Consider the following 15,062-nt stretch of genomic DNA (forward strand, 5'->3'; position numbering starts at 1 on the left):
ATCACATTTTCGCATTCCGCAGATTTACGTGATGAAATTGCGATATGCTTTCCGAAATTTAGATTGATCTTTGGCCTGACAGGCATTACTGTATATTCATACAGTAACCCATCAGGCGGGATTAACTATGCAATCACATAACGTTCTAACTCACGTTGCCCCTCTTTCTTCTTCTGCGTCTTCTTTGACTCAGTCATCAGCAGGTAACAATACTAAAGGGTTGATAAGTGAAGTGATCTATAGCGAAGATCAGCCATGGGTTACGCAACTGGTTCTGTTGCCCCTGCTCCAGCAACTGGGTCAGCAGTCACGTTGGCAGCTTTGGCTAACGCCACAGCAAAAATTGAGTCGTCAATGGGTTAAATCGGCAGGTCTGCCACTTACAAAAGTCATGCAGGTGAGCCAGTTAGATCCACTTTTCACCGTAGATGCTATGGTAAAAGCATTGCAGACTGGAAATTACAGCGTGGTCATCGGTTGGTTGCCTAAAGAATTAACAGATGAAGAACATTTGCAGCTGTCATCCGCAGCAGAAATGGGCAATGCAATCGGCTTCATAATGCGTCCGATGCACACCTCCAAAACAGGGTGTCGACCACGAACTGGCCTAAAAATTCATTCTAGTTTGTATCATTAAGTAAATTTAAGAGAAATCCTGGAACTTTTCTTCAGCTCCTGACAAATCTTTGTGATTCATAGTGGAACCGCGTCTCAAGCCGCTTGTAGCGGCATTCTCCAGAAATCTTTGAGTATAAAATCTGCGCGAAGTTGTTAGAAAATGTGTACACAAGTCGTTTTTTTTCATATGCCTGACGGACATCACACTTGTAAGTTTTCAACTACGTTGTAGACTTTAGCTCGCCAGGGTTGCTCTTCCATAACACCGATTGATCGGTAGAGTAACAAGTGAGCATAAACTCGGGCGAAGGATTTAACCCTGGGCTTTAGAGCGATTTTAAAGCTCATGGCCTTTTTGGATGATAATGAGGCGCAAAAAATGAAAAAGACAGCTATCGCGATTGCAGTGGCACTGGCTGGCTTCGCTACCGTAGCGCAGGCCGCACCGAAAGATAACACCTGGTATGCAGGTGGTAAGTTGGGTTGGTCCCAGTTCCATGACACCGGTTTCTACGGAAACGGCTATCAGAACAACAATGGCTCAACTCACAACAGCCAACTGGGTGCTGGTGCGTTCGGTGGTTACCAGGTTAACCCGTACGTTGGTCTTGAAATGGGTTATGACTGGTTGGGCCGTATGGCTTACACCGGCAGCGTGAATAACGGTGCTTTCAAAGCGCAAGGCGTTCAACTGGCTGCTAAACTGAGCTACCCAATCACTGACGAACTGGATATCTACACTCGTCTGGGTGGTATGGTATGGCGTGCAGACTCTAAAGGTAACTACAACACTGGTGCTGGTACGACTCGCCTGAGCGACCACGATACTGGTGTTTCTCCACTGGCAGCTGTTGGTGTTGAATACGCAATCACTCGTGATATCGCAACTCGTCTGGATTACCAGTGGGTTAGCAACATCGGTGACGCACAAACAGTTGGTACTCGTCCAGACAACGGCATGCTGAGCCTGGGTGTTTCTTACCGTTTCGGTCAGTACGATGCAGCTCCAGTTGTAGCTCCAGCTCCAGCTCCAGCTCCAGAAGTACAGACCAAGCACTTCACCCTGAAGTCTGACGTTCTGTTCAACTTCAACAAAGCAACTCTGAAGCCAGAAGGTCAGCAAGCTCTGGATCAGCTGTATACTCAGCTGAGCAACCTTGATCCGAAAGATGGTTCAGTAGTTGTTCTGGGCTTCACAGACCGTATCGGTTCTGATGAATACAACCAGAAACTGTCTGACAAACGTGCACAGTCTGTTGTTGATTACCTGATCTCTAAAGGTATCCCAGCTAACAAGATCTCCCCACGCGGTATGGGCGAATCTAACCCAGTTACTGGCAACACCTGTGATAACGTAGCTCCTAAAGCTAAACTGATTGATTGCCTGGCTCCAGATCGTCGCGTTGAGATCGAAGTTAAAGGTATCAAAGACGTTGTAACTCAGCCTGCGGCATAAGTTACCGTTATAAAAAAACCCCGCTTCGGCGGGGTTTTTTGTTTCTGAATTCTAAGTAATCAGGAAATAGAGAAATACAGCGTCACGACAACTGCGCTTACTCTTTGCCCAGCAATGCCTGCAGATCTTGTTTAAGCGATGACATCTGATTGGCGTATTGTTCTTTACGCTCCGCATCTTCAATCAACTGCACAATCGTTTCCGAGAGCGTGCCCCCTCTTCGATGAGCAAGCCCTGCTAAACGCTGCCAGACCAGGTATTCCAGATCGATAGATTTTTTACGCGTATGCTGATGCTCAGCATTAAAGTGCCGTTTACGACGCGCACGGATGGTTTGCTTCATGCGGTTGTGAAGTTCTGGATTCATATGCTGCTCTATCCAGCTCAACACACGCACCGGTTCATTTTCTAAGCGTAACAACTCATCAACAGCTTCTTTCGCTGCACTCGCCTCGATATAACGTGTGATTAGCTCGCCTTCGCGGTGTTTTTTAACCAGATACTTCCACTTCCAGCCGCTCTCGAGATTTTCCAACTGTTGATATTTCATTGTTGTCTCAGTGTGACCGTGTAACTCACTTCAGAATAACAGTTTTTTTTATTTTCGCTTACCTGAAAAATGAAAGCTGTGAGCTAAGTAAACTTGCCGCTCTGCATAAACCGTGTGCTGCCCTGGCTATTCTTGTATAATCGCGCCTTTGACATCTAATTAATAAATAGCGACTTTGACGACTAATCGACTTGAATGGCGTGCTCTTGTACCTGATACCGAAAGCTATCAGGAAATCTTTGCACAGCCTTATGATTCCGAAACTGCCCCTTTCTCCGCTGTGCAACCTCGTCTGTCTTATGGACTGGTACAGCTAAGCCAACCGGTAGCCTCGGCCGATCTGATGCTGGTAAAAGCCGCTGAAGAAGCCGAGTACCTTAATCTCATTGCCGCAGCAGCACGTGAATGCTGGTCGCAGGAAAACGCTCTGACAGGCGGACATTACCTGATTGAAGGTTCGCGCATCACGCTACGCCCTGCCGAAACAGCTGAAGACAATTTTGCAGGCCAGTCTGAAGTTGTTGCCGCTGACTGGATTGAAGCAGAACAACTTTTCGGTTGCGTGCGTCAGTTCGCGGGTGAAATCACGCTGACACCGGGTCTGGTTCACCGTGCGAATGGTGGCATTCTGGTGCTGTCATTGCGCAGTGTTTTAGCACAACCGCTGCTGTGGTTACGCCTTAAACAAATGGTCATTCAAGGCCGTTTCGACTGGATTTCCCCGGATGAAACGCGTCCATTACCCGTTAACATTCCGTCACTGCCATTAAGCCTGAAACTGGTGCTGGTGGGTGAACGTGAATCGTTGGCTGATTTCCAGGACATGGAACCTGAACTGGCGACTTCTGCCATTTACAGCGAGTTTGAAGAGAATCTGCAGATCGCCTCTGCAGATGATATGGCGTTGTGGTGCCAGTGGATTTATGCAGTCGCGCAATCAAAATCCCTGCCAGTTCCTGCAACGGATGCCTGGCAGCCGCTCATCCGTGAAGCCGTGCGTTATACCGGCGACCAGGAAACTCTGCCGCTGTGCCCATCATGGATTAGCCGCCAGCTACGCGAAGTTGCCGCCTTCACTGAAAATGAAAGCTTTGGTGCCGAAGAGCTGACGCAAATGCTAGCGCAGCGCGAATGGCGTGAAGGTTATCTGGCTGAACGCATGCAGGATGAAATCCTGCTTGAGCAGATCCTGATTGAAACCGAAGGTGAAATGGTTGGCCAGATCAACGCCTTGTCGGTCATTGAATTCCCTGGTCATCCACGTGCATTCGGCGAACCTTCACGCATCAGCTGTGTTGTGCATGTGGGTGATGGTGAATTTACTGACGTTGAACGCAAAGCTGAATTGGGTGGCAATATTCATGCGAAAGGCATGATGATCATGCAGGCATTTTTGATGTCTGAGTTGCAGCTTGATCAGCAAATCCCCTTCTCCGCCTCGCTGACTTTCGAGCAGTCTTACAGCGAAGTTGACGGCGATAGCGCTTCAATGGCCGAACTGTGTGCGTTAATCAGTGCGCTGGCTAATGTGCCTATTTATCAGCACATCGCGGTGACAGGTTCAGTCGATCAGTTTGGTCGTGTGCAACCTGTAGGTGGCCTGAATGAGAAAATCGAAGGCTTCTTCCGTATTTGCCAGCAACGCGAGTTTAACGGCAAGCAAGGCGTGATTATCCCGGTTTCTAATGTGCGTCACCTTTGTCTGCACCAGGACGTTCTGGATGCCGTAGAACAAGGGCAATTCACGATTTGGGCCATCGACGATGTCACGGATGCACTACCCTTATTAACAAACCTGCCCTGGGATGGCGAAGGGCAAAATACGCTGTTGCGTGCGGTGCAAGAGCGAATCGCTCAGGCCTCTGCGCAAGATATTCGGCACCGTTATCCATGGCCATTACGTTGGCTTAACTGGTTCAATCAAAACTGATCGGACTTGTTGAGCGTACACGTGTTAGCTAACATGCGTGCTTCATTATAAAAAGGCTTACTGTAAACATGGTAGATAAACGCGAATCCTATACAAAAGAAGATCTTCTTGCCTCTGGTCGTGGCGAACTGTTTGGCGCTGAAGGCCCACGTTTGCCTGCGCCATCCATGCTGATGATGGACCGCGTAGTCAAGATGACTGAAGACGGCGGTAACTTCGATAAAGGTTACGTTGAAGCAGAATTGGATATCAATCCTGACCTGTGGTTCTTTGGTTGCCACTTTATCGGCGATCCGGTAATGCCTGGTTGCCTGGGTCTGGATGCGATGTGGCAGCTGGTAGGTTTCTATCTGGGCTGGTTAGGCGGCGAAGGCAAAGGCCGTGCACTGGGCGTGGGTGAAGTTAAACTCGCGGGTCAGATCCTGCCGACTGCGAAAAAAGTCAGCTACCGTATTCACTTCAAACGCGTTATTAACCGCCGCCTGATTATGGGCCTGGCAGATGGTGAAGTGTTGGTTGATGGCCGTGTAATTTACACCGCGACCGATCTGAAAGTGGGTCTGTTCAAAGACACCACTGCTTTCTAAGCCTGATTGTATAAAGCTCTGAAACGCGAAACCTCCGCCATGCGGAGGTTTCTTTTTCTAAAGAGACAGTGATTACGCGGTAACCGCCCTGTCTTCCATGGCTTCTCGCCAGCCTCCCATCCAGTACGATCTTTGATTCAGTGTCTGATAAGGACACATCTCTTTGGAACGTCCGACGATACCTGCTTGATAACCACGTTGATGAGCCCGTTCCAGGCGATCTCGTTTTTGTCTCTTCATGCCTCGTTTCCCTCATTTCTTTAATCTGGTGGAAAGAAAACAGTGCCTGCAAAATGCGCAAGCACATATAACGAATACCTCCAAAAACAGCCATCGTCAATGCGCAAAATTCACGCCAATGTCATAAATGTGAGCTACACGTGATGATATTTGAGATAAAAATGTGAGATGGGTCGGGTAATAGGTTAATGCCAAAAGAAAAGCTGCGCCCCGCTTTACAGCGGAAAGACGCAGCTTTTTTGTGCTACTTAAGAAGATTAATTAATACGGGTTAACTGGCTGGCAATGCTTTGCGCCTCTTGCTGCCACGCCTGCGCTAAGGTTTTCACCATCGCATCATAACCATCTTCTTGCTGCTTAAGTTCCACATGGAACGGGCGTTTGATCAATTGCCCCTGATGGTTCAGCAACCATTCACCGCTCACAATCACTTTGCCGTCATAGCGTCCGTGGAAACCCGTCACATTAACATTCAGAGTATCCTGAAGGCTGCCCAACGGTTGTGAAGCCACCACCCAACCGGGTAATGCACTGCTCAGATTGCTCACCAACGTATTACGCAGTTGCTGATCTAAAGGACTCGCCCACAAGTTGCTGGTAGCGATGACATACTGAACATCACTGGTTTGATAAACCACGCCGTTTCCGGCGAGGTAATCAGGAACCGCCACTTGTTCCACCCATAACAAGTGGGTGCCAGGCTGGCTCACAGCCTGCACAGCAGGCGTTGAGCTTTGAGGCAGTTGGTAATATGTTTTTCCTTCGTCGCTGCTGCTACAGGCCGTTAAGGCTAATGCAGCAATCAATGGGAGCCATCTTTTCATTCTTTTGCCCTCTTCGGCTGGGGATCTTTTTTATCCTTCGCTTCAAAGATAAGCGAATTGCTCTTATCGTTCAGCGTTCGTAGCACCGGCTGCAATTCACGCAGAACCTGGTCAAGACGCTGCATATCCGCCACCATCTTGTTATATGCCGCAGAGCCTGGCTGGAAGCCTTGCATGCTGCGATTGAGCTCACGAAGCGTTGACTGCATATCCTCAGGCAATGATTGCATCGACTTGTTCGACATAATCTTGTTCAGATTGTCGAGGGTCTGCTGCAAGTGCTTCATGGTTCGCTGACTTTCGGCAAGCGAATTGGTGGTTTGCTCGATCATCGGATTCAATGGCAAGTTATTAATTTTATCCAGAGTTTCCAGCAAGCGCTGTTGGATTTGCGCCAGGCCTCCGCTCATCGTTGGGATAATTGGATAACCGTTAAAGGTCGGCAAATCGGTAACAGGCGGTGCTTTAGGGTTGAAATCAAGATCGATAAACAGTGCCCCCGTCACCAGGCTGCCGGTCTTCATCGAAGCCCGTAAACCACGTTTGATTAACGAGGTCATGTTGTCCTGAATATGGACGTCATCACCAACAAGATTCTGCAAACGTTCAGGTTCAAGACGGATCAGAACCGGGATACGGAAATCATCGTTGATTTTCTGACGCATGCCTTCGGTGAAGAATGGCACCTTCGCCACTGTCCCGAGGCGGATACCACGGAATTCAACAGGTGCTCCAGGTTGCAGGCCACGCACGGAATCTTTAAAGAACATCAAGTAATCAATGTGATCGGTATACAAGGAGTCCTGAATACTTTTCTGATCATCAAACAGATTGAACTCGCTGCCCGCTTTCACAGGTTTGCCAAGATCCCAACCTTCCGGCACGTCAAAACTCACACCACCGCTAAACAGCGTGGTGAGAGAACCCATTTCGACACGCATCCCCTGGGAAGACATATCCACGGCGATCCCGCTGTCTTTCCAGAAACGCACATTACTGGTGACAAGACGATCGTTTGGCGCGCTGATAAACAGCTGATAGCTGATGCTTCGTTTTGCAGCATCGAAAGTGCTGGTTTCAACTGAACCGACGCGATAACCCCGGAACAGAACCGGGTCGCCAGGAGAGAGCTGCCCTGCTTTGTTGCTATCGAGCGTAATACGAATGCCTTTTGCATCAGGCGGTGCCAGCGGCGGAGCATCCAGCAAATCATAACGCTCCACTTTTGAGCCTTTCGTCCCCGGCTGCAGTTCGATATAGGCACCCGAGAGTAACGTACCCAGGCCAGAAATACCTTCGCGACCGACCTGCGGTTTCACCACCCAAAACACTGAGTCTTTATGCAGAAGTTTTTCCATACCGGAATTTAAACGTGCCGTAATTTCAACATGCAGCAAATCATCGGACAGTACAGCGCTTTCCACGACACCGACATTTACGCTGCGGCTTTTAATCATGGTTTTTCCACCTTCAATACCTTCGGCATTGGTGGTAATCAGCGTCACTTCCGGGCCTTGATGGCTATAGTGATAAAACAGAATCCACGCACCGATCAGCAAGGTAACGATAGGGAAAATCCATACCGGGGACCAGTTTTTTACCTTTGCGACTTTTGCTTCCCCGCTTTTATTTTCCATGCTCAGACGACTCCTCATGAGTTGAATCCGGTGCGCGATCCCAGGACAAGCGAGGGTCAAAGGTCATCGCAGCAAACATTGTCAAAATAACGACTAACGCAAACATGACGGCACCGATTGCCGGGTAGATACTCATCAGTCCTCCCATGCGCACCAGCGCTGATAAAACCGCAATCACGAAAACATCAATCATCGACCAGCGCCCGACAAATTCGACCACTTCGTAAATTAAATGCATACGTTCACTATCACGACGCCCGTGGCCTTTGGCATCCCAACACAACCACGCAATCGCCAACATTTTGAGCGTCGGGACCATAATACTGGCGATGAAAATCACCCCTGCCACCGGGTAAGAACCTTCACTCCACAATAGGATAACCCCTGCAATAATCGTTGATGGGATTTTGCTTCCCAACACTTCGGTTATCATAATGGGCAAAATATTAGCAGGCAGATAAAGCATAATGGATGTCAGCAACAGAGCGAGCGTCCATTGCAAACTATGGCGGCGGCGGACATAACCTTTTGTCTCGCAGCGCGGGCAAACCTTCTGATCTTCCGGGACGATGGCGGTACAGCATGAGCAAGAACGTAATCCCTGGCGGATACCCGTAACCCCCACTTTAAGCGCGGCTTCAATACGAGGTTCAGGTTCAATATCATCCCAAAGCCAGCGGCGGTCCACGCATTGAAAAGCACGCAACTGTAAAATGCAGAATAAGCACCACGGAATAAAACTGCTGCCTACGCCAATATCACCGTAAGCCATCAGTTTGACGAAACTCACCAACACGCCCGCAAGAAAGATTTCTGCCATGCCCCAGGACTTCAACTGGAACAGAATTCGGGCCAGCCATTTTTTCATTGCCAGGGGTAATGGCGCCTGATTAACCAATAACAAAATGGTCATTAAGCAGAATGCGGGAACCGCTTGCACGAAGGCCATGAAGAAGGTGCCAAGACTGGCGTAATCTTCATTAAACAGCACGCCAGGAATTTCCAGCAGCGAAACTTCGCTACTGATTCCAGCAACGTTCATATTGATGAAAGGGAAAAGATTGGCCAGTAACAACATAAATAGCGCTACTAGCGCATAAGCTGTTGGCCGTTGGCGCGGTGATTCCCACTGAGTCACAAGTGTGGTACCACAACGTGGACAGACGGCCTTGTGGCCGTCTTCTAATTGCGGTAATGCGACCAGTAAGTCACATTGTGAACACAATATGTGTGAACGATGATGATGCGTGGCACACATATCGGGTCTCCTTGGGTTACGCGCCGTTTTTCAGAGCTTCCAGATATTCCCAGCGCTCAAAAGCCTCTTCCAGTGCTTTTTCTGCGGTGGACATATCACTCAATGTTTTCTGCGTCACATCGTGTGGCTGGTTAAAGAACTCAGCATCCCCGACCTTCGCTTGTAGGGCTTCCAGCTCCGCCTCAAGTTGTTCAAGACGTTGCGGTAATTGCTCTAATTCACGTTGCAGGTTATAGCTTAGCTTGCTACTTGCGCGTTTAACAACTTCCGCCTTAGCAGGCTGGTTGTTTTGCGCTTTATCTGCCACAGAGTGGCGTAAAGATTGAGCAGAAGCTTGCTGACCTTTAGCATCATGATAACCACCCACGTAGCGACCGATTTTACCTTCGCCTTCAAAAATCCAGCACTCGGTCACTGTGTTATCAACGAATTGACGATCGTGGCTCACCAGTAAGACCGTGCCCTGATAGCCATCAATCAGTTCTTCGAGCAATTCGAGCGTTTCGACATCCAGATCGTTTGTCGGTTCATCGAGAATCAACAGGTTGCTTGGTTTTAGGAATAAGCGGGCTAATAACAAACGGTTACGCTCACCACCTGACAACGCACGCACCGGCGTCATGGCACGTTTCGGGTGGAACAAGAAGTCCTGCAAATAGCCCAGAACATGGCGCGGCTTACCGTTCACCATCACTTCTTGTTTGCCTTCAGCAAGGTTGTCCATCACCGTACGGTCTGGATCAAGCTCGGCGCGGTGCTGGTCAAAGTACGCCACTTCCAGCTTGGTACCACAATGTACGCGACCGCTGTCGGCTTCCAGTTGCCCCAACATTAGTTTCAACAAGGTGGTTTTGCCGCAGCCGTTTGGCCCCACCAATGCGATTTTGTCGCTGCGTTGAACCTGAGCCGAAAAGTCTTTGACCAATGCACGCTGCGCAATGGAGTAGCAAACATCTTCCATTTCAAAGACGATTTTGCCCGAGCGAGCCGCTTCTTCGACCTGCATTTTGGCGCTGCCCATCACTTCACGGCGCGCGCTGCGTTCATTACGCATTGCTTTCAATGCACGAACACGGCCTTCGTTACGTGTACGACGCGCTTTGATGCCCTGGCGGATCCACACTTCTTCCTGCGCCAGTTTGCGATCAAACTCGGCGTTTTGCAGATCTTCTACGCGCAGCGCTTCTTCTTTCGCCAGCAAATACTGATCGTAATCACCTGGGTAAGAAACCAGTTTGCCACGGTCAAGATCGACAATACGGGTCGCCATATTGCGGATAAATGAACGGTCGTGGGAAATAAACACGATGCTGCCCTGGAACTCTTTCAGGAAACCTTCCAGCCAGTCGATAGCTTCGATATCCAGGTGGTTCGTTGGTTCATCAAGCAGCAATACGCGAGGAGAACTCACCAACGCACGGCCCAGCGCCGCTTTACGCAACCAGCCACCGGAAAGCGATGACAGTTCGGTATCAGCATCAAGACCTAATTGCAGCAGCACTTCGTTGATGCGGCTTTCTAACTGCCAGAGATTCTGGTTATCCAGAATTTCCTGAATACGCGCCATTTCATTGAGGTTTTTGTCGCTCGGATCGGTCATCACTTTATGGGAAATATCGTGATAAGCCTTCAGATGTTCCGCTTGTTCTTCAACGCCTTCAGCAACGAAATCATAAACCGTGCCGGCAACATTACGCGGCGGATCTTGCTGCAAACGCGCGACGATCAAATCTTGCTCATAAACCATGCGGCCATCATCCAACGGCACTTCACGATTCAGGATTTTCATCAGCGTGGATTTACCCGCGCCGTTACGGCCAACTAAACAGACACGTTCGTTTTCTTCGATATGAAGTTCAGTGTTATCTAATAACGGTGCGTCGCTAAACGACAACCAGGCACCGTGCATACTAATTAATGACATGACAATTAATCCTTGGCTACGTGAGTAACGAGCCAGCAGTTATGAATTTGGCGATTACGGGCAAAGTCTTGCGACAGGGTTTTCTGCGTGATTTCCTGAGCGCTCAGGCCCAGGTTAGCTAACCCATCAAAGTCCATTTTGAAGCCACGTTTGTTGTTGGAGAACATAATGGTGCCGCCCTGGCGCAACAGGCGCTTAAGGTCTTTCATCAGCACGATGTGGTCGCGCTGGACATCAAAAGATTCTTCCATACGTTTTGAGTTTGAGAACGTCGGCGGATCGATAAAAATCAGATCAAACTGTTCATCGGTTTCACGCAACCAGCCCAGGCAATCTGCCTGAACCAGGCGGTGTGCACGGCCACTTAAACCGTTAAGACGCAAGTTACGCTCAGCCCACTCCAGGTAAGTACGAGACATATCGACGGTGGTCGTCGTTTTAGCGCCACCTAACCCTGCGTGAACTGTCGCACTGCCGGTATAAGCGAACAGATTAAGGAAATCTTTCCCTTTGCTCATTTTGCCCAGCATTTGACGCGCGATACGGTGGTCGAGGAACAAACCGGTATCAAGGTAATCCGTCAGGTTGACCCACAGACGAGCGTTATATTCGCTCACTTCCATGAAGTCGCCCTTCTCATCCATTTTCTGATACTGACTTTTCCCTTTCTGACGCTCACGGGTTTTCAGGATCAGTCGGTTGGATGGCAATTCCAGTACAGACATTGTTGCAGCAATCACATCAAACAGACGCTGACGCGCTTTGTTGGCATCAACGGTTTTCGGCGGAGCATATTCCTGCACCACAACCCACTCGCCGTAGCGGTCAACGGCAACGTTATAATCTGGCAAATCGGCATCGTAAATTCGGTAGCATTCGATGCCTTCCTGGCGCGCCCATTTATCCAGTTTTTTGATATTTTTGCGCAGGCGGTTCGCGTAATCATCAGCAATCTGACCTGATTGCGCACCGGTGCTGGTAGCCGATAATTGATAGTTTTTCTGCACACAATCCAGCGGGCCGTTCTTCGCTTTAAACTGGCGTTCGGCGCGCAGTTGCAGGCAGCTTAGCAAATCCGGAGATGCGCTAAACAGCGACAAATTCCAGCCGCCAAAATGGTTCTTCATGTTGCGGCCAAGCAGACTGTGCAACGCAATCAGCGCAGGCTCACTGTCCAGACGCTCACCGTATGGCGGGTTACTGACAACCGTACCAACCGGGCCTTCCGGCAGAGGGTTGGTCAATTTAGCCACGTCTTTGACTTCATAGCTGATGATATCGCCCAGACCCGCACGACGGGTATTGGCGCGCGCGCGTTCGATAACCCGAGAGTCATTATCCGAACCATAGAAACGCGAAGTGTATTCACCCAGACCTTTACGCGCACGAACCTGCGCTTCGGTGGTGATTTCTTTCCACAAATCGACATCGTGATTCGCCCAGCCCAGGAAACCCCAGTGCTTACGATGCAGACCCGGAGCGCGATCGGTGGCGATCATTGCCGCTTCAATCAGCAGCGTGCCGGAACCACACATCGGATCGAGCAAAGGTGTACCCGGCTGCCAGCCAGAACGCATAACAATGGCGGATGCCAGCGTTTCTTTGATAGGTGCGGCACCAGTGCTGTCGCGGTAGCCGCGTTGATGCAGGCCTTCGCCACTTAAATCCAGTGCAATGCTGGCGGTATCTCTATTCAACCAGACGTTAATACGCAGGTCTGGTTGTTCACGTTCGACGTTTGGACGCGGCAGGTTTTTGCGCGTGAAGGAGTCAACAATCGCATCTTTCACTTTTAGCGCACCGTACTGGCTATTACGGATAACGTCGTTCAGACCGCTGAAATGCACCGCAAAGGTCGCATCCGGGCCAAACAGCGCAGGCCAGTCGATGGTCTGTACGCCGAGGTACAAATCCAGATCGCTATAAACACTGCATTCGTTTAAAGGCAGCAAAATGCGGGACGCAAGGCGGCTCCACATCAGGCTTTGATAGAGCAGACGTGAGTCCCCCTGGTAATGTACGCCGCCCTGAACCACCTGGCATGCTTGCGCACCAAGGCCCTCCAGTTCAGTTTTTAATAGCTCTTCAAGCCCACGCGCCGTACTGGCAAACAGAGAATTCATATCGTCACTTATCAGGTGTTAAAAGAAAATTGTGGCGCATTATAGCCAATCCGCCACGCATGTCATAAAGTTGGCTTCTTATTATTTTTTTACGGGCAAGGAGGGCGCCATGATTAGCCTGTCTCAACTTTTTATTCACCCGGTGAAATCAATGCGCGGTCTTGCCCTCTCTCATGCGCAAGTCACCCCAAGCGGTTTGGCCTTTGATCGCATTTTTATGGTGACAGAACCTGACGGCACTTTTATTACCGCGCGTACTTCACCGGAAATGGTGCTGTTTACTCCGGCAATCACTCACGATGGTTTGTTCCTGAGCGCACCCGACGGCAGTTCCGCTACCGTGCGTTTTGCAGATTTTCAGGCTCAGGCTGAACCGACCGAAGTCTGGGGAAATCACTTCACCGCGCAAATAGCGCCTGATGAAATCAACCAATGGTTGAGCGGCTTTTTTGCTCGCCCGGTTCAATTACGTTGGTTGGGTGAAACCTTAACGCGTCGCGTAAAACGTCATCAAGAAGTCCCTTTATCTTTTGCCGACGGCTACCCTTTCCTACTGGCTAACGAAGCGTCACTGCGTGATTTACAAAACCGCTGCCCGGCAAGCGTCAAAATGACGCAGTTTCGCCCGAACATTGTGGTGACGGGTGCTCAAGCCTGGGAAGAAGACACCTGGCAAGTGGTGCGAATGGGTGGTGTGACGTTTGATGTCGCCAAGCCTTGCAGCCGTTGTATTTTGACAACCGTCAGCCCCGAGCGTGGACGCAAGCATCCGAGTAGCGAGCCACTGGCGACGTTGCAAAAATTCCGTACAGCGCTGGATAATGGCGATGTCGATTTCGGCCAGAATCTCATTGCCCGTAATAGCGGCGTAATTCGTGTTGGCGATGAACTTCAGGTTTTAGCGACTAAGCCCGCCAAAATTTATGGCGCCGGTGCGGTGGCAGAATCACTCGAACCTTTCGAGCAGCAAGAGAGCATGGTCGCCATTGACTGGCAGGGCCAACAGTTTCACGGAAACAATCAGCAAATTTTGCTCGAACAGCTAGAACAACAAGGCATTCGTGTACCCTATTCTTGCCGGGCAGGAATTTGCGGAAGTTGCCGAATTAAGTTGGTTAGCGGGGAAGTCAAAGCGTTGAAGAAAAGCGCTATCAATGACGACGGCACAATTCTGTGTTGCAGCTGTATTCCGGCGGGCGATGTGGAATTAGCGGGAAATTAAACAGCCTGATCGAGGTTAAGGTCGTTGCTTAACGGTTGCGGCCTTAATCTGTCATTCATCACTTTTATTGCGTCCCCCAACTGCATCGTGCGGCCAGCCAGTTGTAGACCCGGTTGAGCCAGTAAGCAGAGTGCCGCGTTGTCACCCGTTTCGACCACCAGCAGGTTCACCTGCTGCATATCATCGCTTAACCACACACAAGCGGCATCGCCAGGAATCGGCTGCCAGCAATCACCGTGAGACATAAAGTGCCAGCTTTTTGGCATTTGCGGTTTGAGGTAACGAATCGCCACCAGCGCATTTAAAACCAGTTCCGCGCGTTGTTCTTTACTTAAAACCAGGTCGCGACATTTTTCTTCAAAAGAGAAAAAAAGCGCAGCATCATCAACACAAAATCCAGTATTTTCAAACGCATCAGGAGTGAGCATTTTACGTGGGAAACGCGAACGGAAAAGCATACCATTGGCTAAATCGAGCATCATACGATCGTGCTCTTCGTCATAATACCAACGCCAATTATCGTCCGGTTTAATCCGCATAATTATTACCTTCTCTCTCTTCCCGCGATTAAAAATATCCTTATCGCCGCTTCGTAAATGAACACATTAATAAAAGACCAATATGTTCAAATTAGCAACAGTGATGGAATATAAAACAACCGGAGCAGGAAATAAAGCTCCGGTTGTCTGGAAA

General features: G+C 49.7%; 13 protein-coding genes. 5 read left to right on the top strand and 8 right to left on the bottom strand.

The genetic code is table 11. The features are described from left to right. The first annotated feature begins 127 nt into the window (after positions 1 to 127). Entirely contained in the window at positions 128 to 637 is a 510-nt protein-coding gene (sulA, locus tag DY231_RS15530; protein ID WP_115629749.1) for an SOS-induced cell division inhibitor SulA, read from the top strand. A 360-nt stretch (positions 638 to 997) separates the two neighbouring features. Beyond that, a complete protein-coding gene (ompA, locus tag DY231_RS15535) occupies positions 998 to 2,074 on the top strand; it encodes a porin OmpA (protein WP_115631862.1) in 1,077 nt (358 codons plus the stop codon). Between the two features lie 97 nt (positions 2,075 to 2,171). On the opposite strand, the gene matP is transcribed toward ompA, so the two are convergent. Next, positions 2,172 to 2,624, bottom strand: coding sequence for a macrodomain Ter protein MatP (gene matP, locus DY231_RS15540; protein WP_115629751.1), 453 nt, complete (start codon positions 2,622 to 2,624; stop codon positions 2,172 to 2,174). 175 nt (positions 2,625 to 2,799) lie between these two features. Between matP and DY231_RS15545 the strand changes: the two genes are divergently transcribed. Both DY231_RS15545 and fabA read left to right on the top strand, forming a co-directional pair. After that, positions 2,800 to 4,554: an AAA family ATPase gene (locus DY231_RS15545; RefSeq protein ID WP_115629753.1), complete on the top strand. Its 1,755-nt coding sequence runs from the start codon at positions 2,800 to 2,802 to the stop codon at positions 4,552 to 4,554. Positions 4,555 to 4,622: 68 nt separating this feature from the next. Continuing rightward, complete coding sequence (fabA, locus tag DY231_RS15550; protein ID WP_034494356.1) at positions 4,623 to 5,141, top strand: bifunctional 3-hydroxydecanoyl-ACP dehydratase/trans-2-decenoyl-ACP isomerase; 519 nt, start codon at positions 4,623 to 4,625, stop codon at positions 5,139 to 5,141. Positions 5,142 to 5,213: 72 nt separating this feature from the next. Here fabA and rmf read toward each other — a convergent pair whose 3' ends face one another. The 6 genes from rmf to rlmKL form a co-directional block, all read right to left on the bottom strand. Beyond that, positions 5,214 to 5,381 carry a ribosome modulation factor gene (gene rmf, locus DY231_RS15555; RefSeq protein ID WP_034456319.1) on the bottom strand — a complete coding sequence of 56 codons (168 nt, stop codon included), beginning with the start codon at positions 5,379 to 5,381 and terminating at the stop codon, positions 5,214 to 5,216. A 257-nt stretch (positions 5,382 to 5,638) separates the two neighbouring features. Further along, positions 5,639 to 6,205 carry a membrane integrity-associated transporter subunit PqiC gene (pqiC, locus tag DY231_RS15560; protein WP_115629755.1) on the bottom strand — a complete coding sequence of 189 codons (567 nt, stop codon included), beginning with the start codon at positions 6,203 to 6,205 and terminating at the stop codon, positions 5,639 to 5,641. Next, positions 6,202 to 7,842, bottom strand: a complete 1,641-nt coding sequence (gene pqiB, locus DY231_RS15565; RefSeq protein ID WP_115629757.1) for an intermembrane transport protein PqiB — start codon at positions 7,840 to 7,842, stop codon at positions 6,202 to 6,204. The genes pqiC and pqiB overlap by 4 nt, the downstream gene beginning before the upstream one ends. Continuing rightward, positions 7,832 to 9,100, bottom strand: a complete 1,269-nt coding sequence (gene pqiA, locus DY231_RS15570) for a membrane integrity-associated transporter subunit PqiA (protein WP_115629759.1) — start codon at positions 9,098 to 9,100, stop codon at positions 7,832 to 7,834. The genes pqiB and pqiA overlap by 11 nt, the downstream gene beginning before the upstream one ends. Positions 9,101 to 9,116: 16 nt before the next feature. Next, on the bottom strand, positions 9,117 to 11,024 hold the full coding sequence (locus tag DY231_RS15575; protein WP_115629761.1) for an ABC transporter ATP-binding protein: 1,908 nt from the start codon (positions 11,022 to 11,024) through the stop codon (positions 9,117 to 9,119). A 5-nt stretch (positions 11,025 to 11,029) separates the two neighbouring features. Beyond that, the gene (gene rlmKL / locus DY231_RS15580; RefSeq protein WP_115629763.1) at positions 11,030 to 13,147 is read right to left on the bottom strand and encodes a bifunctional 23S rRNA (guanine(2069)-N(7))-methyltransferase RlmK/23S rRNA (guanine(2445)-N(2))-methyltransferase RlmL; all 2,118 of its coding nucleotides are present in this window, start codon (positions 13,145 to 13,147) and stop codon (positions 11,030 to 11,032) included. A gap of 109 nt (positions 13,148 to 13,256) precedes the next feature. On the opposite strand from rlmKL, the gene DY231_RS15585 reads away from it, so the two are divergent. Next, positions 13,257 to 14,369, top strand: a complete 1,113-nt coding sequence (locus tag DY231_RS15585) for a YcbX family protein (protein ID WP_115629765.1) — start codon at positions 13,257 to 13,259, stop codon at positions 14,367 to 14,369. Here the strand turns inward: DY231_RS15585 and zapC are convergent. Next, complete coding sequence (zapC, locus tag DY231_RS15590) at positions 14,366 to 14,908, bottom strand: cell division protein ZapC (protein ID WP_034494349.1); 543 nt, start codon at positions 14,906 to 14,908, stop codon at positions 14,366 to 14,368. The two genes, DY231_RS15585 and zapC, sit on opposite strands and share 4 nt — an antisense overlap. Positions 14,909 to 15,062: the final 154 nt, after the last annotated feature.

This window comes from Buttiauxella agrestis (assembly GCF_900446255.1).
Classification (GTDB): Bacteria; Pseudomonadota; Gammaproteobacteria; order Enterobacterales; family Enterobacteriaceae; genus Buttiauxella; species Buttiauxella agrestis.